The 21,266-nt window shown below is 37.0% G+C and carries 31 protein-coding genes; 1 reads left to right on the top strand and 30 read right to left on the bottom strand.

Annotated features, from left to right (window positions below; translation table 11 throughout):
* Positions 1-32: 32 nt before the first annotated feature.
* The 9 genes from QNN06_RS08885 to QNN06_RS08845 all read right to left on the bottom strand — a co-directional run bounded on the left by QNN06_RS08885 (position 33) and on the right by QNN06_RS08845 (position 7,013).
* Positions 33-227 carry a hypothetical protein gene (locus tag QNN06_RS08885; protein WP_284037457.1) on the bottom strand — a complete coding sequence of 65 codons (195 nt, stop codon included), beginning with the start codon at positions 225-227 and terminating at the stop codon, positions 33-35.
* A gap of 16 nt (positions 228-243) precedes the next feature.
* Positions 244-1,401 (bottom strand): phage major capsid protein, encoded by a 1,158-nt coding sequence (locus tag QNN06_RS08880; protein ID WP_284037456.1) that lies wholly within the window; start codon positions 1,399-1,401, stop codon positions 244-246.
* A gap of 6 nt (positions 1,402-1,407) precedes the next feature.
* Positions 1,408-2,205 carry a head maturation protease, ClpP-related gene (locus QNN06_RS08875; protein ID WP_284037455.1) on the bottom strand — a complete coding sequence of 266 codons (798 nt, stop codon included), beginning with the start codon at positions 2,203-2,205 and terminating at the stop codon, positions 1,408-1,410.
* The gene (locus QNN06_RS08870) at positions 2,202-3,344 is read right to left on the bottom strand and encodes a phage portal protein (RefSeq protein WP_284037454.1); all 1,143 of its coding nucleotides are present in this window, start codon (positions 3,342-3,344) and stop codon (positions 2,202-2,204) included. The genes QNN06_RS08875 and QNN06_RS08870 overlap by 4 nt, the downstream gene beginning before the upstream one ends.
* Positions 3,345-3,363: 19 nt before the next feature.
* The gene (locus QNN06_RS08865; protein WP_284037453.1) at positions 3,364-5,076 is read right to left on the bottom strand and encodes a terminase large subunit domain-containing protein; all 1,713 of its coding nucleotides are present in this window, start codon (positions 5,074-5,076) and stop codon (positions 3,364-3,366) included.
* Positions 5,073-5,405: a hypothetical protein gene (locus tag QNN06_RS08860; protein WP_284037452.1), complete on the bottom strand. Its 333-nt coding sequence runs from the start codon at positions 5,403-5,405 to the stop codon at positions 5,073-5,075. The genes QNN06_RS08865 and QNN06_RS08860 overlap by 4 nt, the downstream gene beginning before the upstream one ends.
* A 164-nt stretch (positions 5,406-5,569) precedes the next feature.
* Positions 5,570-5,884 (bottom strand): HNH endonuclease, encoded by a 315-nt coding sequence (locus tag QNN06_RS08855; protein ID WP_284037451.1) that lies wholly within the window; start codon positions 5,882-5,884, stop codon positions 5,570-5,572.
* Positions 5,885-5,984: 100 nt separating this feature from the next.
* Positions 5,985-6,137: a hypothetical protein gene (locus QNN06_RS08850; protein ID WP_284037450.1), complete on the bottom strand. Its 153-nt coding sequence runs from the start codon at positions 6,135-6,137 to the stop codon at positions 5,985-5,987.
* A 54-nt stretch (positions 6,138-6,191) separates the two neighbouring features.
* Positions 6,192-7,013: a toll/interleukin-1 receptor domain-containing protein gene (locus tag QNN06_RS08845; protein ID WP_284037449.1), complete on the bottom strand. Its 822-nt coding sequence runs from the start codon at positions 7,011-7,013 to the stop codon at positions 6,192-6,194.
* Between the two features lie 252 nt (positions 7,014-7,265).
* Here QNN06_RS08845 and QNN06_RS08840 point away from each other — a divergent pair, with 252 nt between their 5' ends.
* Positions 7,266-8,057: a hypothetical protein gene (locus QNN06_RS08840; RefSeq protein WP_284037448.1), complete on the top strand. Its 792-nt coding sequence runs from the start codon at positions 7,266-7,268 to the stop codon at positions 8,055-8,057.
* A 10-nt stretch (positions 8,058-8,067) separates the two neighbouring features.
* Here QNN06_RS08840 and QNN06_RS08835 read toward each other — a convergent pair whose 3' ends face one another.
* From QNN06_RS08835 to QNN06_RS08735, 21 genes are all read right to left on the bottom strand, one after another.
* Positions 8,068-8,508, bottom strand: coding sequence for an ArpU family phage packaging/lysis transcriptional regulator (locus QNN06_RS08835; protein ID WP_284037447.1), 441 nt, complete (start codon positions 8,506-8,508; stop codon positions 8,068-8,070).
* Between the two features lie 70 nt (positions 8,509-8,578).
* Positions 8,579-8,938, bottom strand: coding sequence for an organic solvent tolerance protein OstA (locus QNN06_RS08830; protein WP_284037446.1), 360 nt, complete (start codon positions 8,936-8,938; stop codon positions 8,579-8,581).
* A 24-nt stretch (positions 8,939-8,962) separates the two neighbouring features.
* On the bottom strand, positions 8,963-9,253 hold the full coding sequence (locus tag QNN06_RS08825) for a MazG nucleotide pyrophosphohydrolase domain-containing protein (RefSeq protein ID WP_284037445.1): 291 nt from the start codon (positions 9,251-9,253) through the stop codon (positions 8,963-8,965).
* The gene (locus tag QNN06_RS08820; RefSeq protein ID WP_284037444.1) at positions 9,250-9,552 is read right to left on the bottom strand and encodes a hypothetical protein; all 303 of its coding nucleotides are present in this window, start codon (positions 9,550-9,552) and stop codon (positions 9,250-9,252) included. The genes QNN06_RS08825 and QNN06_RS08820 overlap by 4 nt, the downstream gene beginning before the upstream one ends.
* 4 nt (positions 9,553-9,556) lie before the next feature.
* Entirely contained in the window at positions 9,557-9,748 is a 192-nt protein-coding gene (locus tag QNN06_RS08815; RefSeq protein ID WP_284037443.1) for a hypothetical protein, read from the bottom strand.
* Entirely contained in the window at positions 9,739-9,942 is a 204-nt protein-coding gene (locus QNN06_RS08810; protein ID WP_284037442.1) for a hypothetical protein, read from the bottom strand. The genes QNN06_RS08815 and QNN06_RS08810 overlap by 10 nt, the downstream gene beginning before the upstream one ends.
* Before the next feature lie 26 nt (positions 9,943-9,968).
* Positions 9,969-10,433 carry a hypothetical protein gene (locus tag QNN06_RS08805; protein WP_284037441.1) on the bottom strand — a complete coding sequence of 155 codons (465 nt, stop codon included), beginning with the start codon at positions 10,431-10,433 and terminating at the stop codon, positions 9,969-9,971.
* 601 nt (positions 10,434-11,034) lie between these two features.
* Complete coding sequence (locus tag QNN06_RS08800) at positions 11,035-11,556, bottom strand: DUF5651 domain-containing protein (RefSeq protein ID WP_284037440.1); 522 nt, start codon at positions 11,554-11,556, stop codon at positions 11,035-11,037.
* A 118-nt stretch (positions 11,557-11,674) separates the two neighbouring features.
* Positions 11,675-12,214 (bottom strand): ERCC4 domain-containing protein, encoded by a 540-nt coding sequence (locus QNN06_RS08795; RefSeq protein WP_284037439.1) that lies wholly within the window; start codon positions 12,212-12,214, stop codon positions 11,675-11,677.
* A gap of 4 nt (positions 12,215-12,218) precedes the next feature.
* Entirely contained in the window at positions 12,219-12,620 is a 402-nt protein-coding gene (locus tag QNN06_RS08790; protein WP_284037438.1) for a YopX family protein, read from the bottom strand.
* Between the two features lie 2 nt (positions 12,621-12,622).
* Positions 12,623-13,051: a hypothetical protein gene (locus tag QNN06_RS08785; protein WP_284037437.1), complete on the bottom strand. Its 429-nt coding sequence runs from the start codon at positions 13,049-13,051 to the stop codon at positions 12,623-12,625.
* Positions 13,052-13,296: 245 nt separating this feature from the next.
* On the bottom strand, positions 13,297-15,651 hold the full coding sequence (locus QNN06_RS08780; protein ID WP_284037436.1) for a phage/plasmid primase, P4 family: 2,355 nt from the start codon (positions 15,649-15,651) through the stop codon (positions 13,297-13,299).
* Between the two features lie 70 nt (positions 15,652-15,721).
* The gene (locus QNN06_RS08775; RefSeq protein WP_284037435.1) at positions 15,722-16,198 is read right to left on the bottom strand and encodes a DUF669 domain-containing protein; all 477 of its coding nucleotides are present in this window, start codon (positions 16,196-16,198) and stop codon (positions 15,722-15,724) included.
* 19 nt (positions 16,199-16,217) lie between these two features.
* Positions 16,218-16,889 (bottom strand): AAA family ATPase, encoded by a 672-nt coding sequence (locus tag QNN06_RS08770; protein ID WP_284037434.1) that lies wholly within the window; start codon positions 16,887-16,889, stop codon positions 16,218-16,220.
* Positions 16,890-16,900: 11 nt separating this feature from the next.
* On the bottom strand, positions 16,901-17,554 hold the full coding sequence (locus QNN06_RS08765; protein WP_284037433.1) for a hypothetical protein: 654 nt from the start codon (positions 17,552-17,554) through the stop codon (positions 16,901-16,903).
* Between the two features lie 62 nt (positions 17,555-17,616).
* On the bottom strand, positions 17,617-18,978 hold the full coding sequence (locus tag QNN06_RS08760) for a DNA cytosine methyltransferase (protein ID WP_284037432.1): 1,362 nt from the start codon (positions 18,976-18,978) through the stop codon (positions 17,617-17,619).
* A 4-nt stretch (positions 18,979-18,982) separates the two neighbouring features.
* On the bottom strand, positions 18,983-19,531 hold the full coding sequence (locus tag QNN06_RS08755) for a host-nuclease inhibitor Gam family protein (protein ID WP_284037431.1): 549 nt from the start codon (positions 19,529-19,531) through the stop codon (positions 18,983-18,985).
* Positions 19,532-19,536: 5 nt separating this feature from the next.
* On the bottom strand, positions 19,537-19,770 hold the full coding sequence (locus tag QNN06_RS08750; protein WP_284037430.1) for a hypothetical protein: 234 nt from the start codon (positions 19,768-19,770) through the stop codon (positions 19,537-19,539).
* A gap of 103 nt (positions 19,771-19,873) precedes the next feature.
* Complete coding sequence (locus tag QNN06_RS08745) at positions 19,874-20,125, bottom strand: hypothetical protein (protein WP_284037429.1); 252 nt, start codon at positions 20,123-20,125, stop codon at positions 19,874-19,876.
* Between the two features lie 5 nt (positions 20,126-20,130).
* The gene (locus QNN06_RS08740) at positions 20,131-20,481 is read right to left on the bottom strand and encodes a hypothetical protein (protein WP_284037428.1); all 351 of its coding nucleotides are present in this window, start codon (positions 20,479-20,481) and stop codon (positions 20,131-20,133) included.
* Between the two features lie 126 nt (positions 20,482-20,607).
* Complete coding sequence (locus tag QNN06_RS08735; protein ID WP_284037427.1) at positions 20,608-20,937, bottom strand: hypothetical protein; 330 nt, start codon at positions 20,935-20,937, stop codon at positions 20,608-20,610.
* Positions 20,938-21,266: the final 329 nt, after the last annotated feature.

Genomic DNA, 21,266 nt, shown 5'->3' with positions numbered 1-21,266 from the left:
ATTTAAAATGTCGTTAGTGATGCTCAATCACATCACTCCTTTTCAGATGCTTTCTTTTCCTCTTTTACTTCCTCGATAAACACCTTCTTGTATTGTGGATGGACTTCAGATAGCTCTTTAATACGCTTTTTAGTAGGCTTGTAGTCTCCTTTTGGGTACTCGTCGCCGGATCGATAAAAAGTATTTTTACTTTCCTTATCGTAAAAATCATTAATTACCTTAAACATTTAATTCACTCCTCATTTACACTGCTGGAGCAGGATCTAAATCAATGTTAAGGTCATATACTAAAGCTGTCTTATTATCCTTTGGCTTCCCATTAGCAAATTGCTTCATGGTGTATAAACGCGCATCTTCAATCGCTAAAGTTTCATCGAATTTATTAATCTTGTAACCACCTGCAATTGCCGCTAAGTAAGCCTCTTTCACAAAGAATAATGCTTTACCTGCTGGTACTTCTTCTGATTCAATTGGAGAAATGTTATAAGGCAATGTCGTTACCCATTGACCGTTTGGAGTTTGAATGGTGTTGCCGATTTGCACTTTAATTGCATCTACCGGATTCACTACCATAACAACTTTATTTAAGACTTTACGAGATTTGCCTTTTGCATCAGTTGACAAATTAATAACTACTCCGCCTAATTCTTTAGCAACAATTTCACCTTTTTCTGAAGGTGCAAATGTTAAGATTCCAGAAGAAGTTTTTGTTGTCACTGCACCTGTTTCTGCATTCACATCTTTCATCAAACCAATAGGTTCGTTTTGTGCTTGGCCGCGACCATTCACAAGACCATATTCCAATCCAACAGAGTAAGATTCAACTAAAACTGTACGCACATAACGCTCAACATATTCAGGTCCAAGCTCTAGCATATCCTTAGGAATAACGGCAAAAGCAGTAAGTTTTAACTGACCAATTTGCTCTTCACGGAATGCTGCAGAAATTTGCCCTTTTATTTCTCCAAATAGTGCACCCCAAGCATATGCCTTTGTTGCATCTGAATAAATATAGCGAGTAATAGCCCCTAAATCTTTTAATCCAATAACATCAAGTAATGGATGTTGAGTTACTAAATCCTCAAACACTCGCTCCTGAGTTGTGATTGGCAGGATAGTATCTTCAGCAAAACCACCACTTGCAATTACTTCATTGAAGAATTTGCGCTCTGTAGATGTTAAAACGTTTTGGCCGCGTGCTGCTAAAATTTGAGCATCGTGCACTTCTTTGCGTGCTTCATTAGTGATCTGCTCCGTTAAATCAGTTTGAAGAGCAGAAAACATTTCACTGAATGCTGCTTCCAACTGTTCAGGAGTTGAATTTTCAGCCTTCATAACATTCATGTACGCTTGCTTTTTTGCTTCAAAATTTGCCATAGTACCTTTTAATTTCATAACCATAATTTGTTACCTCCATTTTTTAAGTAAATTAAAAGAACCTTTCCCTTTGTTTTCCACAGTTGTTGAGGATGTAGGAGAAGGTTCTTTTGATTGATTATCCGGTTTTAAAATACCGTTTAATTCATTAAGGATTTGACGTTTCTGGTCTGCATTTAAAACAGTATTGCTTGGTTCTGGTGGTTCCTCTGCTTCTGTACCTTCTGCTTTACTAGCAAAGCCGATTTCAACAGCCTTTTTAGCACTAAACCAAGTTTCAGCATCGACTTTTTCTCGAATTTCCTCACGACTAACATTTGCCTTAGTCATGTAAATATCGATGATGCCTTCCTCCAGTTCCTCAAGTACAGCAGCTTCTTTACGCATATCCGTTTTGGTACCCCAAACAATGTTACTGGCTTCGTGGATCATCATCATTGAACCAAGCCCCATGATTAATTCATCCGCTGCCATTGCAATAACAGAAGCCGCTGAACATGCCCAGCCATCAACGTGGATAGTCACCTTTCCTTCGTGACGCTTCAAACGATTGAAAATGGAAATACCGTCAAATGCATCTCCACCAGGACTATTTAGGTTGATAATTATGTCATTACTTCCTGCTGATTTGATGGCCTCGTCAATATCACTTGCAGAAAAGCTATCGTTCCACCATGAAGTACCAATCACACCATAAATAGTGATTTCACTAGTTTTTGTTTCCTCGTTGTGGACAGCATTAAACTTTTGCGGGATGTTTTTTAATTGTTCAACATAAGACTGATTCTTGAATTGCTTGAAAAAATCTTCTTTTGTCATTCCTCTCATTCACTTTCACCTCCCTCCACAGAATCTGCAGATTGATAGTTTTTCGTAATTACAAACTTATCTAATTCAGGATTGTCGGAACGCTCATCACCAAATTTTTCACGGACTTCATTACGAGTGTAAGCACCAGAAGCAACTAGCTTATCCACCGCTTCCGCATTCTCGATAGGATCGCTTTCAATGACACCTCTCACTTCAATCTTGGCTCCCTCCAAATATTCATTTTTATCAAGAAGTTTTGCGTTCAACTCGTCTGAAATTTTCTTGATGAGAGGACCAATACAGAATTTCAAATACGCTTTAATGCTAGTCTCATAATCCGAGAGTTCTCCGTGCACTAACGCATTTGGAATGCCGAGTATATCTGCAACATCATCAATCAAAGATTTCTTGAGCTTAATAATCTCTTCGATGGACTTTCCATTAACATCACCTTTAGAGACCTCGCTATAATCAAAACCTTTTAATTTTGGGACGATGGCAACGAGATTATTTTTAAATGCATTGAACAATTTGTCGATAAAATTCTGCAACTTGGTTTGATTTTCTTTTGAAAGCGATTGTGTGGAATCAATATCAACAGTACCGCGGATCTGATTAGCCCTCTTGCTTGTTTCAATCATTCTACTAAATAAATCGCCAAAGTCCTCAAACATACCTTCCATGAATTTCGATAATTTTTCATTATTGTAGGTAAGATAAATAACTTCATCCATCTTGAATGAGCGTTTAAAAGTATAGTCTTTGACAGTAACATCAGTAAAAATATCAGGGTAAACAGCATATTCATTTCGGGTAAAATCATCAGCAATCAGCAAATCGTTTTTATCTGATAGGATGACTAGGACCTCATTTTCATTAATTAATTCATAAATAAACCTCTGCCAAAAATCTGCAGCTGACTGATCTGTATTAGGTCGAACATTAAGCAAATAATGCCAATCTTCAAGTTTCCGCTTTCCGTTCTTCATTACCCTAAAATCGGATTGACTTATGGTGCGGCCGATAAAATTAATACATGTCTCGAGAGCCATCTTTTTTAAGTAAGCCCGATGAGGTACATTTTCAGAGAACAAATCTAAATCAATCATTGATTCTAGTTCTTTGTTGCGCCTTAATACAGTGTCCAAGAATCCCATTTACATATTCACCCCCTCCCTAAAAGTCCAATGAGTCTAGAGCATCTAAAGCATCCGAAACATCGTAATCATCTAAATCCCTAGATGCCCATACTCCGTATAAAAACATCATAAAACCGTCAGTTTTACGCTTAACTTCCTCTTTTTTCTTAAACACTTTATTTCCGTTGGGTAGTCGTTTAACAAGTACATTATTTGTATACCAACGCATTAATGGATTATCGCCAAAAATAATTTTCTCGTTTTGGAAAGCTATTTCGATGCGTGGAGCTAGTAATCCACTTGCAGCATCTGGATTTCGTATTACTTCAACTTCAAAGCCAGCCGCTTCAAATAATGGTTTTAAAATATCCATTTTAAAGCTATCTCCAATAATCTTTTTAATGTTCCAGCCTTCTTCGCGTCTATCGACAAACCATTTAACTACAAGGTGTGGATCCATTGTTTCAATGTCCAGGACAGTCAAAAGACCATCGTTTTCCCACTCTCTAATTGGAGCGAATTTTCGATGGTCTTTCTTGTTATTATTCTCGGCTTTCTTCTTGCTGTATGCATAATGTTTATCAGCAAATGGCTTACAAATATATGAGTGTGTCAATTCTTTTGGTATAAAATAATTTTCATTCTTCAAAAATAACAATCCCATTGAAACAAAGTCACGAACAGCTGCATAATATAAACAGCCAATGCATTCTCGTTTTTTTAATTCGTCTAAATCATATTCTTGATTAGTTGCCATAATCTTCTTCCATGAGGTTACGCTTTTCTCTAAATCCACTTTTGGTAAGTTCATCCTTTTTGTAACAAATTCTTCATAACCGTCTGGATTGTGTTCCAATTTGTTATATTGCTTCATCACAGTTTTCAAAAGTGTTTTAGCGTAATCTGTGAGTGGTGGATGGAATTGCGAATTCGCTTTTTGCCACATCTCGGAACTATGCATTTCTTCCTCTTTATCTAAGCAACACAAAAACGGAAATAAACCATCCTCACGAATACTCACTTGGCCATCTAAAATATTATCAGCACGTTCTAAAAGCTTGTCTAAAAATCCTTCACGCACATAACCATCCGAACCAACATAAAAGATTCTTGGATTCGGAACTTTACCAAGCCCGGATGTAAATACATCAACTGTGGAGGAATTTTCATATTGATGAATTTCTTCAAAAATAACACAACCATCCCGCAAACCATCTTTTGTATTCGCATTAGATGTATGATATTGGAATACGGATTTCGTGACACGGGATTCGATTAAAGCTTTTTTATGATGGAAATGTCCTTTCAATCTGTCGTCTTTATCGATTTTATTAAACACTTCAGTGAACGACATTTTCGCTTGCTTCTCGCTATTCGCTACAACCGATACGTTGTAATTATCTATCCCGTGCAAATCACTAATAAAATAATTTGCCAGCGTTGATATTCGGCCTGTCTTACCGCCGCCGCGACCTTCATAATCTAAATGTTCATCGAATACTAATGAACCATCTTTGTAATAAAGGAAGATAAAACAGGTTTTGAATTTTTGAGTAAGCGTTAGAGGGAAATAATATTTCTCAGTAAAAGCAATATAATTTTCAATTTGCTCGCTATCGAAATACATATCATCTGCTGTTAATATGTCGCGTTCAATTAACTTCAGCAGCTTGATACGTCTTTTATTTAGAATGATTTTTCCCTCTCGCCACTGGCGAATATATTCTTCGATGTACGGATAACTAATCAAAGTAAACTACCACGCTTCGGGTTGTCTTCCACACTAGATGATGGAGGGGCAGGGGCTGCCTTCAATTTAAATTTAATCGATTTCTCCAGTGCGATTTTTTGAGCATTAATTTTCATTTTTTCATTCATGCTCGGATGGCTCTTGGTGAATTTTTGCTTTCCGTTCTCGACAGTAATACTTACTCCATCACGATCAATTACTTCATCGCAAGCTGCATCCAATTCATGCAGCCGAATTAAATCATTTACCTTCTTTACTTCCAGCAAATCCTCTGTATCAATTCGAGACAGCAACTGTTTTCTAAGTTTCTCTAATTCTTCCTTTTCCATGTTACCCCTCCCCCCTACCTCCCCTAATGTGAAGGATTTATTTTTACATATTTTCAGAGAGTCGAGCCCGCGACCGCTCCTTAGCCGGAAAAAAATTTAAAAAATTTTTGACCGGGGGGGATATTTGTTCGTATTTTTTATTTTTATTCTAATTTCGACATTTTTTACCACTTTTCATCATCCCACTTGTTTTCTTTTTTCGAAAAGCGTCCATGCTTCTCGTTATGATGCCAAACACAAAGGACTTGAAGGTTATCCAGTTCTAATGCAAGCTCAGGATGATGCTCAATCTCTTTGATATGGTCCACATCTAATCGCTTGCGCTTATCCGGATCATGATGGTCTGTATAAACTTTTCCCTGGCGTTTACATTCTTGGCACTCATAGTTGTCACGTACTAATGCTTGCTGCCTAATTGCTTGCCACCCAGCTGACTTATAGAAGCGCATCTTTTGTTCATAGGTTTTATAGTCTGCCATTAGATTAATCTCCAATCGGCTGTCCTTAAAGGCGGTTCCAATACTGCATAAGTAACTGAGGCACCAGAACAAAGGAATAAAGCAAACAGGATTACTCTAATCATTTTCTCCGAATCGCTCCATTCTTCCGAGTATACGTATCCCGGTTCATACCCATTATTTCTTTCCAGTTAACCTTTTCTTGTTTCCTTTTCTTAGGTGATTTTATTTCCTCTAGCTCTTTAATCTGTTCATCTGATAAATGATCAGCCAATTTCAAAGTCATCACCTACTTGGGCAAAATAAAAACACCCTCAAATGAGGATGTTTACTCGATTACTTCAATAATATTTTTTTCGGAAGAATTGTGATTCAAAATTTCCTTTTCATATTCTGTTATTACTTCATTGTAGAGATCAACAGCATGAGCTCTTGATAATCCGTAACGTTTTATTGTATTTTCAATAACAGCCCCAACTGGATCACGAGTCAATGCACATTTCAAAATAAAATTCTTTGCAGCAGCAATTTTCCTAGGACTATCATCTCTAAACTTCAGATTATTATATTCAATTTCTCGTACTCTTTTATCCATTGATCTTGTCATTGCTAATAACTCTTTAAGTAAATCATTTTCACTTCTAACTGCAACTTTTTCTTCTACTGGACCCATTGCAAGAATTTCATTAAATTTCTTTTCAAATACTGGCCAATAAGTTTCAAATACTTGGGTAATAACTTTTTCCTTAAGTGCATTTTCACCTAAGCTAGAGTTTAATGTCATTACCAAGTTATACATTCCGGTTTTATCAGGCATTGTATGATTAAATTGTGCTAAAGGATCTTGAATATCACTTGGTTCTAAATCAATTAGCAATGTGCAAACTCTACTCGAATTAAGACCTTTAGCAAGAGCACCTGCTTCGAACAATATCCAAGGTTTATTTAAATTTTCTTTAGTTAAACAAATAATACCTACCGATGTGTCATTTAATTGGGAAGTTATTTCTGTAAACCATAACGCTCCCCTATCAATATACCTTGTTGAAATCCATGGATCTATTGCCTGTATTACACACTGCAACCATTCTTCTAGTAAATCACCAACTGCTTTTGATTGTGTTCCAGACCAACTTATAAAAACTTTCATATGCAAATACCACCCTTTCACTAAATCATTATTAATGAAAGGAGAGCTCTTAACAAATACTATCGTTCGTCAAATTATGACAAATAAAAGGGAACTGAAAAGGTTGTCCCTTAATCAATTCCCGATAATATAAATTTAACAGGATATTTACCTAATAACATAAAATAACTTTAAATATTTATTAAAAAATATTTCTAAAATTTTTAAATATATTGTAATATAAAGGAAAATCAACCCGAAAGGTGAATTTCAATGTTCAAGTGGATTACAAAAAAAGACTTAACATATTGGATTATTATCATAATTAGCATTTGGCTATTAACTTCAAATTATGACGTGACTTTAAGTAAGTGGAGTTTTGCCGGTACTATTATTTCAATAATCCTTGCAGTTCTAGCAATCATATATTCATTCGACCAAAGTTCTACCACACTATACTCCACTAGAAAATTGGAGGACTCTGCAAAACAAATTGAAAATGTTACAAAAATTTTACAAGAAACTAGTATTAATGATCTGTTCATTAATTTAGAAAAAAAAATAGAATCATTAAATGGATCGCTTGATGAAAGTATGAATATAAAATTAAAAGAGCACCAAAAAGGTATTGAATCAATCATAAATAGTCTATTTAAGAAAAACAATGCTTCTGATTTCGAAGTTTTTTCCAAAGATGAATGGAAAAAATATCTACAAGATTATTTTTCTATTGGAACCGTTTCGGGTCTAGTTTTACTTTATATTTACCAAACATATAAAAATCAAGTTAAGTTGGATTTTGAATTATTAGGTGTTTATATTGCAAATAAATCTGATAATAAACAAGAAAGAGAGGAATACCCATTAATATTCAAAAATGTCTTTCATGGAGCATATACTGTATTTTCAAGTTTAAATGTATGTGATGAATCAGTAGAATCTAAAATGATAATACAGCTCTCTCCGAATTTTGAAATAGCAATGGATGAATTAATGGATGTCCTAAAAGAAAACACTTTTGTGAAAGATATTTGTGAACTTGTTGAACTACAAAAAAGCCACTAAACAGTGGCTTTTATTTTGTAACTGCTATGTTCAAATTTAAGGCTAACTTATAAAATGCTTTCCACCGTATATTTCCATATGTGACATGACTAATGGGCGGTTGGAATTTGAAACAGTATACATTGAAATCGGTTAAGTATTCGGCATCCTCACTCATATATCGTTCTTCAATTAAGAACCTCTCCATTTTAGGAAGACGCTTTACAGCCCATTCAATCCGTTCACAGAATTGCTTTCTTTTCTGCTGTTCATCCACATTATAAATAGCAATGGAACCAGTTTGGTCACTAGTGACATTAGTTGCCCCATGATAACGAGGTGTGCTGCTTGCAGTAATGGAAGCTTCTCTTTCTTCAAATTCTAAATATTTAAAGAGACGATATTTTGCTAAGTATTCCTCGACTTTTTCTTGAGTTGCTTTTCTGTCTAATTCAGGCAGTTCAAAATCCAATATTCGACACCCCTTTGGGGAACCCTGAGGAATCCCAGGGTTTTATCTATTTTAATTACTTGGTTCTAAATTATTTCACCCTCTGAAGCTTCGGCGCTTCGGCCTCTTCATCCTCTATGGATAATTGACCAGCTGGCATCGAGACATTGCCACTTCCGTCCACAGAATACTCAATGCCTTCATGATCATCAATGCTCATTTGTCCTTCTGGCACATTATCTTTTTGTGGACGACTCTCCATTACTTCTTTAGGAGTTTGATAAGCGTAAGTTAAATCGATTAAGAAATATTGACCGTACTTGTTATACTTCTCTGCAATTTTGTGCATTTGAAGATTTTCATTTTCTTTAGCAGCTGAAATAATTTCCTCAGCTTGCTCACGTGTATCTGCATAATGTTGTTCCTTTTGATTAAGTTGTACTTTTGCCATGTTATTTTCTCCTTTATTAATAGATTAGTAAGCTTTTCCACCATGCTTGTAAGGCCTTGTTTTGTTATATTCCATCTTTCTTGAAATGGCAGTTTCCAGGTCAATTCCTCTGGATCCACACAAATCGAATACACGAATACAAACATCTGATAATTCCTCAGCGAAATGCTCCTGGTCACCTTTGCGGTCAGCCTCTAAAGCCTCACTAACCTCACTATGGATTAGTGCTAATAAAGTGCCGGTTTCTCGTTCTTCATCATGCCATCCCTTAGACTTTGCTGTCAGATAAGCTTCTTTGCATAAATTGTTAATCATCTTATTACTCCTTCCCTTTCATTCTTTAATCTAAGACCTAATTCCTCAAACCACGCTTTATCGTTCATTTCTAATGCCATGTGCTGCATAGCTAATAAATCATCTTCCCAAATATCCAGTGGAGCTAAAACCATTTCATTTTCATCAAACCAGCCAGAGGCATGAACACGACCTCCGTCCATATAGCGAAAAAACTTAACAAAATAAACAATTACGTCTGTGAAAATATCATCTGTTTCAATTTTAGTGATATAACCAAAGCGGTAATGGTTAATAACCAAATCCCAAATCTTAAACATGTTCTCACCCTCCAAAACGATAAGTTTTGTCCGAATAAGCTGCCTTATGTTTAAACTGTGATACCTTTCGGCTGATTTCGTTTTCTTTACTGCTTAATAATTCAAGGGCCGCCCGCCTTTTATAACCATGCGGGCAATCCTCTGACAAGATTGTTAATAGCTGTTGTTTATTTGCTTTGGTAAAATCTAAAACCATTTTCCTGCCTCACAATCCGAATCAATTTCCCGAAAGGCAGCAAGCACTAATTCATACTTCAGATCGTCATAACTCAGTTCCTCAATGCTTGTCCCGTTCTTTGTATGAGTTATGCCTTGTTCATGTAATTTTTCAATAACGAATTTCCGTTTCAATTCCTGTTGTAGCATGACTGAGTTGTATAAGACTCCCATACTATCACACCCTAGGATTAAATTTTTTAACGCTTGTTTAAATACTGCTGCCGTAATTGTTCAATTTGTTCCATAGTTGGTTTTGGATTAATCTGCTGCATGAATTCAGCTAATTGCTTTTTAAAGATTCGATGGTCCTCATCTACAAAAGTGATAGATTGCTTGCTTTCCAATTCCTTTATCCGTTCATTAGCCTGGGCGAGCATTCCTTCCAGTTGGGCAACATCATCGATGTATCCATTTAGTTCATTTTCCAATTTCCTATTCTCCTCTTTTGCCCTCACAAGTTCCCCCGCAACCTGTAGAATTCTACGGACCAAATACTTCTGTAAGTCGGCAGTCTCTTCAAGCGCCATAAGCTCCCAGTTATAATCCTTGTTATCAGCCTGATCGATGGTTGTGCCGTATTTCTTAAAGCCTTTTTCATCCTGTAAATCTATGATTTTAGTAAACTCATCAATAACCATTTGACTAGTTAAAGGTCTTTGCATGTTTTCCCCCTACTTATTCTTTATCTTCGCCATCTATCCAACAATCACTGCAAATATAAACACCATTTGATGAAACAGAGAAATGCTTATTCCGTTATTGATCCGAAATTTAACATAAATTTATAAAGTCTTAACAAAGATACATGATTGAGTTAATAAAAGAGATTTATATTATTAAATAATCACAATTCCAATATGGAGGAATTATTTTGAACAAAAAAATTATTGTTTTGTTTCCATTTTCTTTAATAATATTGTGTATTTTGTGTATTTGGTTATTACCTATAGCCATTAAAACTATTGGAGAGATAATCACCATAATTTGCGAATTTTATTTCACTTTATAACCATTTTTTATATACAAGATAAATAGGTATAGATCCGAAATGCGCATTAGTCATATGGTATAAATCGTTCATCAAGTTCTTTTCCACAATCCTTACAGACTTGGTACTGTCTTTCTCCATTAAGAGCGTGAAACATTGATTTTTTAGCAAACCAACCTTTGTTTTTATGCCTACACAGTAACTTTCCAAGCCAATTCTTAACAACAATGTCTGGCACATTATTTCACCCTTCCTTAATGAACAATTTAGTTCGACTATGCATTTTCCAGGCTGTAAGCAAACTTGCAATTCTTGCAATCAAAGCCGGACTCAGGAACAAAGTTATCTTCAAACACTTCGTAAAGATCACACGTGTTCCAATCTTTTGTACAGCCATTACATTTTGCGGCCATAATTTCCTTGCACCAATTGTAAAACTGCTGGCGAGGCATTACTGCATTTTGAATTTTATCCTGCGCATCCCGGCTCATTTTCTGGAAAGTGTAATCGTCAACTAATTGGAAAGCATATTTGAACAATTTCTTTTGAATTTTTTCCTGCTCTTTCGGACTCAACCTGTTATAAACGGACATGATGAATTTTTCCATATATGTCTCAATCGTTTTCAAACTTCTGTGTTCCTCTTTGGTCAGGTTTCCTCCTTTTGCCCATTCTTCCCTCATAGTTTTTAGTTTGGGACCATCGACTCCAGAGTTTTTTATACCTAAAATCGACTGCAAAATAGAATTCATGACCATAAATTGATTTGTCTCAAATTTATTCAAATAATCTTTCATGGTTTTAAAATCCCAGCTTTCACAAAGATATTTCGCCAGCACCAGTTAAGATAGTCCTTTTCCCGGCGTTTAATGGCTTTTTTCAACCTTCTTTTGCACTTTCGTTTATTGGCCATTATTAAAAAGCCCCCGTTCTAAGATAATGTTTGGCTTGATAATAAAAATGGTGGTATATCCAGTTGCCGGTGTATTTTTGGTCTAAGTACACAATTTCAAAATTATATTTGGCTTTAAATGTATTGAGTCTTCCGAGCAATGCCAGTGGATTATATTTGGAACGATATTCACCTTTCAGCATCTTTTCGTACCCATGTAGGTCCTCCACAATTAAAGTGAAGGGAATGTCTTTGGAACGGATCAATTCATTTTCAAAAGCTGTTGCCGTATCTTTTTGGAGATTCCCTGTGATTTCATCCATGTGAGCTTTCCGTTCCACTCGACTATTCAAATAGATATCGCGCGTTATCCCCAGCTCCTCATTTTTCGGTATCATGCAGCCATAATCACCGGTATCTAATTTTTGAATTTTTACTTGCACATCTTTTTGGCGAAAATAATTTAGAATATGACCATTGACCTGTTCCCTAGTGTCAATAACGATGGTTAATGTTTTGAGTATTTTATTTAATTCCGTGTCTGAGTAATGGTAGGAAATCATTAATCTATTCCTCCAATAGCTCAGGATTTTCGTAAATGTTACCAATGACTTCAACAGAGTCCACCATTCCATTGTCAAACATTAATCCGACTTTTCTTTCATGATTTAAGTAATCCTTGTGAAGCATATCAAAGCACGCTCCGCTACTTCTCCACTGGACAACGTATATTTCAGGGTTAAATTGAACATCTAAAACTTTATGAGAAGTATTAAGAACAACAATATCCCCTTCATAAATCTCGCGGCTGTTCTTATCAGATAATCCGGTGTATTGCATCAATTCAATTTCATCGAAAAGCCGCCAAGCAGAATCTGTATTAATCATTCTTTTTTCAAAATTTATATCATCTACAGGAATTATTTCTTTTAGATATTTTTCCCACGCACGAAACTTAATTTCCCTCATACTCATGCACCTTTCCTGGCATATGTAACAGCACGGATGTATAATTCTTTTGCCAATTTATTAGATTCCTCATTTTCAAATTGCCGAAAATCGTCATATATATCTTTCCAGCCATTCTTATTAAGAGCGATCATCCAATCATCAAACATCATTAGAGAATCTTTTTCATCCAATAACCAATCAAGCAACTTTTCATTTTCTTGCCAGCCACAGAATTGATGAACCATTTTCATAAGTGTAATTTTCTCTGGACTCGCATCTTTCCAAGATTTAAACCAAGCATCAATAGCTTGGAAATTCTGTTCAGCAGCTTGCATAACTTCTGGAGGAATTAATTTCTGTCTATCAATTGCAATCCGATCATCTTTTCTATCAAGATAGATATTTGCACCGGATTTCCAAATTTGGCTTAAAATCATTAATACTTGCATGAGATTCACCTCTTAGTTACTAAAAAACAACTATTTTTATCGAATAGTTACTTTTTAAAAACGCCTTTTAACCTTACTGCCCCAAGGCTTTGCACGATAGGGTTACTAAGAGTTACCTAAAAAGGTGTTTAACGCTACTAATAGACTTATATTTATATATATTTTTTTGTTTATATATTTTTTAGGTAACTAAGTAACTAAATAACTAAAAAAAATAACTACAAACCGTTGATACTAAAGGGTTTTTAGGTGATTTTGAAAAAGTTACTTTTTGAAGAATTATGCTGATTTTCGTCTAAACCTGATAACTTTTGCTGATAATGACTAACTTTTCGCTCTTGTAAAGTAACTCCAAGAATGAAAAATTTATTTCCAGTGCCACGCTCTTTTTTAAAACCCTTCGTTTCAAGCGCCCGATAAAATGCTCGATTTTTTAAAGAAAATTCACCATTTGAGAAACACCAATCTGAATAAACTTCATATAGTTCTTTTGCGGAAATTTTTTGGTCATCTCCGATATAACATCGTTCATACAAGAATGGTCCTAAGATATCCATATCTTCTTTGTAATCATTGGTTGCTTTCATAACTGTTTTCGGATCGTTTAATCCTGTCTGCTGCCACTTCAAGCAACCTTCGATGGCCCAGTTCAGAATGCCAGGCATTTCAAGAGACAACTTTTCTGGAAGCTTCTTATCACGTTTCTCTTTTGGAAGCTGCAGATTAAATGGAACTAATCGAACGCGTCTCCAAATACCCTCATCAACACCTTTGATTACTGGCTTATGATTTGTAGTAAAGAAAACTTTGAACTCTGGAATGAACTCGAAATACTCTTGTCTAAGGAATCGGGCCAACACTGGCTCTCCACCCGTTATTTGCTTTACGAATGCTTCTGATAGTTGTTCCCCATCTTCACTTTCGATTGCAGATACAAAGCGGGCGCCTACTAACCTAGCAATATCATTGTTCGCACCTGTTTCCTTTTTCTTAATGAAAGTATCTGATTTTGCCTGTTTGCCGTATTCACCCATAAGGTCCTTAATGGTATTAATGAAAGTTGATTTACCATTGGATCCACCACCGATTAGAAAAACCATTATTTGCTCTGTGATTTCTCCAGTGAGAGAATAGCCGATTAATCGTTGCATGTATTCGATGAGCTCGTTATCCCCTTGAAATATTTGCTCTAAAAAACTTAACCATTCGGGGCATTTGGCATTTTCATCGAAAGCAACATTTGTGATTTTTGTTAGGCCGAGTTCCCGATCATGGGGCTGTAGCTTTCCTGTTTTCAAATCAACTATGCCATTTTCGACATTGAACAAATATTTGTGCCGGTCAAAGTCTTCCCGTTCTCCTGGAACCAATGGCATAAGGTCCTTAATGCTGTTCATTCGGATATTTCTTCGTTCACACATTCGGGCCCATTTTGTCTCAGCTTCATCTTCTGACTTATAGAGACTACGCAGCACCTTTGCCGTAATCCGTTCAATCTCTTTTTTAGTGTCCAGCTTCCACCGTTTACAGTCCCATATTAACCAACCCATGTCAGAAACATATTTGATTACATGGCCATATTCATATGCGATCCGTTCTGCATTACCAAGTTCGGTTAAACGGAATTTCTTTTTTGGCTTTTCCTCCACAACTTCTGCAGCTTCCTCATTGAGGAAGTCAAAAGAGAATTCTGCGAATTGTTCTTTGTTATCTAAAATCGTTGTAGCAGTAGAAGAAATAGCAGTCGCTATTGTTCTTTCGCCATAAGTTTCATTTGTATCTCTGTAATGGATAACGTCCCATTTATCACGCATAAGGCCTGATTCTCGAAACATGGTATCTATTCGAGTTGCTGATTTTCCTGTCCAGAACGCGAGGTGATTACAAAGAGCCAAATCACTTGCCGAATGATCACCATTGATTAAATTGCCGTTAAACAATGAACGAATTTCGTCACCATTTTTAGAGCGAAATATTCTTTCCCAGAGTGCATCATTCGAAATTTTGATTTCGTCTTTTTCAAATTCTGCTAAATTGATGCGGCCTTGAATATCGCTGTCATCGAAATATTGCTCAAACACATCTGCTAGCTCATCGGTCCGATCATAAATTTCATTGGAATTTTCCCTATTACCAGTGAAGGTAAAATAACGACCATGCGCGTATATTTCAAGTCCGTGTTTTGTGTTTTTACGGCCGGTCCCTATAACACCTTGTGGAAGATTCCCTTTTACGATGATGTGAATGCCTTTTCCGGAAGGAGAAAACTCTGTATAACTATCGAGAGTGTCTATGACTTCCGTTGAAAAAGCATTAGTTTTTCCATCAGTTACACACTTATCAATATCAATTCCGATGTAATTGTCTTGCCGGCTAAAAACAAAACCTATACCGTCATAATCGCCCTGGAGATAAAACTTAACAGCCGTTGCAAAAGTGCTCCATGTTCGACGATTATTAGCCTGCGCCATTTCACCATTTGCTTGATATGGTACCTTTGTTGGCTTGCCATTGCGCTTCTCTGATTTCCACAAAATCCATTGCGGCAGGGCTTTTAATTCGGCAGGGATATCGTTAAAATAGTATGGATTTTCTTTCATTTCGCCCTCCGATTACGTTTTTAGGGTATAAAAAAGAGAAGCCGGCAAGACCAACCTCTCTATTTAGTTATTAGAACGGTAAATCATCATCGCCGATTTGAATTGCACCAGCTGACATAATCGGATTTACATCGGACACATCGTAATATTTCGCTTTAGCAGCAGTGCGTTTTTGTTTCTCACCATCAACCACTTTTTCATATTCCTCATGCTTAACAGTAATTTTCAAATTTTTGTTGATAAGCTGCTTTGCCATATCTTCGGCCGAACTAAATGGATGACCATTTGGGAAGCCACAAGCTTTTAATAATGAGTTGACGATTCTTACTGAAACCTCATGTTCGAAGGTGAATGTGTTGTAAAGAACCTTTGCGCCTTGATGCTGCTGAGGTACATCACTACGAATCTCAAAATCTACTGATAATTTAGGTTTCCCAGCTTGAGTTTTCCCCGCTTCGGCGTTAACAATAACTGCCTCATATTTATCTTCAGCAACTAGTTCGAAGCCTGCACTTGCGTTTTCTTCATCGAATTTAAAAAATGACATTGTTTATTCCCCCTATTTTCTAATTTGTGGATGATACTATTAATTCTTCTTGAACACAGCCTTTACGATCATCTAAATGATTTTTCGCAAAAATACTTTGATTGCCTTCAAGGATAAATCCTCTTGTTCCATCTGCTTTTCGGACCAATCTAGCAACGACATGTACGATCCCCATAACGTGATTGACGATTTTATCCCGAATATCCGGAATGAATTGGTTATACTGCTGGCCATCGTCATGGATGATAGTTCGTGTAGTTTCCCATGCGGTGTAAATGACATTGGCATTTAATCCATTAAAAGCTTCAACAACTTTTAGCAAATGAGTGTCGTAAAGAGCATAATCTTTTAATTCAGGCATACCGCTTTTTGTGTTTTCCCCTTTATGCATCAACCATAATTTTTGATAGTGTGTAAGGTTGTCCACAAAAACATTGTCATAGTTTGCGATATTCGCCTTAGCATGGGCATAGAACTCTAAAATGCTGCGGTGTGGGTCATCTCCATTGATTTTTGCAACATCGACATTTGCGTACCCTTCTAACACTTGGCTGGTACCATCGATATCTAATACCAATGTTTTGCCTGGAAGCTTACCTGCTACTGTAGTTTTTCCATCACCCGGTTTTGAGTAGATGATGATTTTGGCTTTTTTACTTTTGGTGATTTGGGCACCGTTTGTGATTTCCACTTTCATTCCTCCTAACTATTCAAATAATCGCAGTAAGCTAGGCACTCTTCTTCAGTTTTAAAGAAAGTGCTATATTGTTTTATATCCTCAAATTTCATGTTGGGACTATATATGCTGTCCGCATGAATGGAACTTTCGTGAATATAACCATCTTCATCGTCACTGTATTGCCTGTACCATGCAGTCACACCATTTTTATCCCTATTTAACCTAAACTCATACCGTATAAATTCACGAGGGTAATAAACTGTTTTGACTTCTTTACATAAACAATCTTCACTTGTTTTTCTTCCCAAAGGAGAAATATACTGAATCCTTCTGTGTTTATCGCACTTATCGCACTTTGGAGGATATTCTGTCTTTGAGTATGCTTTATACAGAATGATTTTATGGTCTTTCAAAAGGTCCACTAATCGTTCTCTACGAACATTACTTTTAAGTGTTTGATATTCACTTTCTAGCTTTCTTTTTTCATTTTCAAAGTCCCGTTTGATTTCTTCAAAATTAGCTTTTACATCTTGAAGTTCTTTATTTTCTTTTATCAAACGTTCCATTTCGGAAACGAATTCTTCTTTAACGGATTTCATTAACCTTTGCTTAAATTCATCCACTTGGATATCGAATTCACTTGGTTCATCGTAAAAATCATTTTCGTACCAATCCACTTTTATACCTCCATTTCGTATTTTTGGTGTGCTATAAGAACATTTGCCTTAGCGATTCTTTATTAATTAGCCACCGCCGACTTATACCGGCTTTCTTTGCTACAGTATTCTGGTAGGTTAGCCCTTACTAATGACTCGGCAAATGGCGGAGGCACTGAATTGCCAACCCTTGCTACTTGCTCTGTTTTAGGATACGGCTTGCCTGTGTTATCCCTGTCGATAATATAGTTCTCAGGAAAGCCCTGGGCTGGATACAGCTCGTGTGGTTGCAGCATCCTCATTCCTATGTCCATGATTCTGTAATCTTGCCCTTGCAATGTAACCAACCCAAAACGGTCTCTCGTTGTAATAGTGTGTAACGGTTCTGACAACCTCTGGCCCACATCACTGCCATAATATTTGAGCAGAAAGGCAGATACTAAGCTGGCTTTATTTACAGTTGTTATTGCTCCTAAAGGCTGGTCAACTCTATTCCCTGTAGATGTTTTATAATGCTGTGCAATAAATGCTGTCACTAAACCAAATCTGTTTGCCGTAGGAATGGTATATATCGGTTCCCTTAATGACTGCCCTCTCACTTCATCTGGATTAGTTTCGGTATAGTATTGAGTGAGAAATGCCGCCGCTTCTTTATCTGGCAAAACATATGGATTCGGGTCCTCGATGATAAACTTCTGAATCCCCCGGGCAATCCTTCGCATTGTATTTTCCGCAAGAGGCTTTTTCCTCTCGAAAATAGAAGGAGTGCCTATGGACCAATCAATAATTTCACTTGCCGTCCGCCATGGCTTCAATCTTCCTGTTTGCACAGCCAAACTATGCGGATCACCGTGAGTAGGTTCCGGCCATACGATTGGATTACCATCACATCTAGCAATCATAAAGAACCTTTTCCTAATGGTTGGCGCTCCATAATCACAGGCTCGCAGCTCCTTGAATTCCACTTTGTATCCTAATGCCTCAAGCGACTTAACAAAGCTATTGAATGTCCTTCCCTTTTTAGCCTCATCCGGATAGCCTTCCTCCGTTAGCGGCCCCCAGGTCTTAAATTCTTCCACATTCTCAAGCATGATGACTCTCGGCTTAACAGCTATGGCCCATTTGACCGCAATCCAAGCCAGCCCCCTGATATTTTTATTTACCGGCTTGCGGCCCTTTGCCTTGCTGAAATGCTTGCAATCCGGGCTGAACCATGCCAGCCCAACTTTTCGACCTTTGACAGCCTGAACAGGGTCTACATCCCAAACCGACTCGCAGTAATGCTCAGTGTCGGGATGATTGGCTTTGTGCATGGCGATTGCGGCAGGATCATGATTGATGGCTATGTCCACCGATAAGCCGGTTGCCATTTCAATTCCGGTACTGGCACCGCCGCCACCCGCGAAGTTGTCCACTATTATTTCTCTAAATAAATCGAGTTGCATTAGATCAAACTTCCACAGCATAAGAGATTGACTCAGGCTTTACGGTCATACCAGGAACAATAGCTCCATTTTCATCGACTACAACCTTTTCGCCGGATATTTCCACAATCTTGACAGCCTTTTTGAAATCAGCCCATTTTAGACTGTTCTTGATGTAATCATCCATTCCGTTTTCGATAACATGCTGCAGGATGGCTTCTTCATTCGCTTTATCAGGTGCTTCCTTAGTTTTCCTAGATTTTGATTTACCGTAAGGTGTGCTGATAGTTTTTGCTTTTGGATCCTGAGCCAATTGGTTGGCATGGTAAACAGAAATCATATTTTCAAAGAATTCAACACTGCTAGAAATTGTGGACAGCTCCCCGCGTTCCCATTGGGCAATGCGCTCCCTTTCAACGTCAGCCACCTGCTTGATTTCCTTTTCCTTTGACTTTAAAGCAGACAATTTACGGAATGCCCAGTTAAGGCTATTAAGGTCTGTAATTTCAAACTTAGTTTCCTGTGCTTGGATTTCTTCAACTTCCATGAGTTCAATCTGTTGTAATGAGTTCATTTAAGTTACCTCCCCTTATTTTGAAAATAAATTGTAGTTTCTAATTTGTTGTCACGATCATCAGCTGAACACCAATGTGTACCATGGTTGCTTCCATATTCGGTCTGAACAACTGGTTGCAAATTATCCATAATTTCAGCTGCTTTTTCCTGGTTTTTAATAAAGAAAAACTTCATCTCTACCAGTGCACCTAATTCAAGTGCTTTGCGAATATAAGCTAATTTATCCTCAATATTCATTTCGTTCCCTCCCTATTGATTCATCCTGTAACATCCTCTATGATGTAAGTAGATATGTTTTAGAAAAACCTTCTTTAAAGACTCATCCTGGCCGATGGGTCTTTTATTTTTCCCCTGCCGTTCTGCAAAAAGACATTTCCCCAACATACTGCTGGCAACATTCAGGACTTTGATGAACAAGAATTGTTTCTCTGTGGGCTTGTCCTTCTGCAATTTCAACACTTACAAATTCGTAGTAATCATCACCGGCAATAATATCTTCCTTGCAGCCGGCACACTCACCGAATACTTGCGGTTCTTTTTCGCGGTGGCGCCAAAGTGAATCTATAACCATAGGATTCTCGATTTCTTTCAAACTACTCACCTCCTCCAAGGGTGTCTATAAGGCCATTTTTCCGGATCAATTTCGCGCTGCTCTTTGATGTAATTGCTTAACGTTGCCTCAGTAATTTGTAAGGCTTTTGCGATGTAATTTAAGGGATTTCCTTGGATAAACAATTCATGCAGTAATTTAACATCCACACTATCCATGATTTTCTTGTATTTCCGGTTCTTCCGGCCGTTTTCTTTGGCTTTTTCATATTGCGCTTGCGATGTATTCTCAAATGTTGCCCCCGATGGTTTTTCCGTTGGAACAATAGGATGCTTTTTGATATAAGCTAGGCGCTCTTCTTCCGTCATGTACCAAACTGTTACTTTACCCAATGACATTATTTAACCTCCAATTCCCACAGATCTAACATCCAACCGGCTACGACACCAACTGCCATTATTCCAAAAACTATTACGGCTGTAACTCCGATACCCGTATAAATCACCTCCTTCAAATTTTTAAGACTAGCAATTGTTTCCTTTGATATGGATGTTTAAAAGTTTGAGAGTATGTGAGACTGCTATCGATTTATGCCAATCCGCTGAAAATTCACGGCTCGTATCAAGACTTTGGTAATAATCCATTACTTTTTCTTCTGGCCCCGGCTCTACTTCATACCCGACATACAATGCAGTGCAAACTGTGTTCAAATCCAAATCGTTTAAAACCGCAAGTTTATCTGACCACAAATCTTGGGAGTGCCATGAGATAACATGTGCTTTATCTCCTCCATTAATTTCAAGAGCACTTTTTAACGCCTCAGCTTCTTGATTGGATAACAAAACTTTTTCCATTTCGATTTTTCCTCCCCTATGAATCTATTAATTTTTTATTCCTAAATTCGTTCCTCAAATTTCGCCAAATAGCTAAAAAGAGAAGGCTTATTCAGCCTTAGTAACCAGCTTCTCTAATAAGTTCATGCATTCGCTTTTACGAATTTTCCCAAAAATAAAACCAGTAAAAAATTAAGTTTTTATTGTTATTTTCCCCATAGTAAGAGTGACAAATTTTATTTCCTTCCCGTACTTTCTAGATAAAATACTCTCGAAGACAGGTTTTAACTTACGAAGTTTTTCTTCTGTAATGTTAAGCTTCAAGCTGATCACCTCTTTATATGCTTATG

Source organism: Neobacillus sp. 114, from assembly GCF_030127045.1.
GTDB lineage: Bacteria > Bacillota > Bacilli > Bacillales > Cytobacillaceae > Neobacillus > Neobacillus rhizophilus.
Note: the sequence above shows the minus strand (reverse complement) of the source record. Positions and strands in the feature narration are given on the sequence as shown.

Excerpts from the sequence above, each read along its gene's own strand:
- QNN06_RS08885 (WP_284037457.1), bottom strand. The coding sequence starts at position 227 with ATGTTTAAGGTAATTAATGATTTTTACGATAAGGAAAGTAAAAATACT.
- QNN06_RS08880 (WP_284037456.1), bottom strand. The coding sequence starts at position 1,401 with ATGGTTATGAAATTAAAAGGTACTATGGCAAATTTTGAAGCAAAAAAG.
- QNN06_RS08875 (WP_284037455.1), bottom strand. The coding sequence starts at position 2,205 with ATGAGAGGAATGACAAAAGAAGATTTTTTCAAGCAATTCAAGAATCAG.
- QNN06_RS08870 (WP_284037454.1), bottom strand. The coding sequence starts at position 3,344 with ATGGGATTCTTGGACACTGTATTAAGGCGCAACAAAGAACTAGAATCA.
- QNN06_RS08860 (WP_284037452.1), bottom strand. The coding sequence starts at position 5,405 with ATGGAAAAGGAAGAATTAGAGAAACTTAGAAAACAGTTGCTGTCTCGA.
- QNN06_RS08855 (WP_284037451.1), bottom strand. The coding sequence starts at position 5,884 with ATGGCAGACTATAAAACCTATGAACAAAAGATGCGCTTCTATAAGTCA.
- QNN06_RS08845 (WP_284037449.1), bottom strand. The coding sequence starts at position 7,013 with ATGAAAGTTTTTATAAGTTGGTCTGGAACACAATCAAAAGCAGTTGGT.
- QNN06_RS08840 (WP_284037448.1), top strand. The coding sequence starts at position 7,266 with ATGTTCAAGTGGATTACAAAAAAAGACTTAACATATTGGATTATTATC.
- QNN06_RS08830 (WP_284037446.1), bottom strand. The coding sequence starts at position 8,938 with ATGGCAAAAGTACAACTTAATCAAAAGGAACAACATTATGCAGATACA.
- QNN06_RS08825 (WP_284037445.1), bottom strand. The coding sequence starts at position 9,253 with ATGATTAACAATTTATGCAAAGAAGCTTATCTGACAGCAAAGTCTAAG.
- QNN06_RS08820 (WP_284037444.1), bottom strand. The coding sequence starts at position 9,552 with ATGTTTAAGATTTGGGATTTGGTTATTAACCATTACCGCTTTGGTTAT.
- QNN06_RS08815 (WP_284037443.1), bottom strand. The coding sequence starts at position 9,748 with ATGGTTTTAGATTTTACCAAAGCAAATAAACAACAGCTATTAACAATC.
- QNN06_RS08810 (WP_284037442.1), bottom strand. The coding sequence starts at position 9,942 with ATGGGAGTCTTATACAACTCAGTCATGCTACAACAGGAATTGAAACGG.
- QNN06_RS08805 (WP_284037441.1), bottom strand. The coding sequence starts at position 10,433 with ATGCAAAGACCTTTAACTAGTCAAATGGTTATTGATGAGTTTACTAAA.
- QNN06_RS08800 (WP_284037440.1), bottom strand. The coding sequence starts at position 11,556 with ATGAAAGATTATTTGAATAAATTTGAGACAAATCAATTTATGGTCATG.
- QNN06_RS08795 (WP_284037439.1), bottom strand. The coding sequence starts at position 12,214 with ATGATTTCCTACCATTACTCAGACACGGAATTAAATAAAATACTCAAA.
- QNN06_RS08790 (WP_284037438.1), bottom strand. The coding sequence starts at position 12,620 with ATGAGGGAAATTAAGTTTCGTGCGTGGGAAAAATATCTAAAAGAAATA.
- QNN06_RS08785 (WP_284037437.1), bottom strand. The coding sequence starts at position 13,051 with ATGCAAGTATTAATGATTTTAAGCCAAATTTGGAAATCCGGTGCAAAT.
- QNN06_RS08780 (WP_284037436.1), bottom strand. The coding sequence starts at position 15,651 with ATGAAAGAAAATCCATACTATTTTAACGATATCCCTGCCGAATTAAAA.
- QNN06_RS08775 (WP_284037435.1), bottom strand. The coding sequence starts at position 16,198 with ATGTCATTTTTTAAATTCGATGAAGAAAACGCAAGTGCAGGCTTCGAA.
- QNN06_RS08760 (WP_284037432.1), bottom strand. The coding sequence starts at position 18,978 with ATGCAACTCGATTTATTTAGAGAAATAATAGTGGACAACTTCGCGGGT.
- QNN06_RS08755 (WP_284037431.1), bottom strand. The coding sequence starts at position 19,531 with ATGAACTCATTACAACAGATTGAACTCATGGAAGTTGAAGAAATCCAA.
- QNN06_RS08750 (WP_284037430.1), bottom strand. The coding sequence starts at position 19,770 with ATGAATATTGAGGATAAATTAGCTTATATTCGCAAAGCACTTGAATTA.
- QNN06_RS08740 (WP_284037428.1), bottom strand. The coding sequence starts at position 20,481 with ATGTCATTGGGTAAAGTAACAGTTTGGTACATGACGGAAGAAGAGCGC.
- QNN06_RS08735 (WP_284037427.1), bottom strand. The coding sequence starts at position 20,937 with ATGGAAAAAGTTTTGTTATCCAATCAAGAAGCTGAGGCGTTAAAAAGT.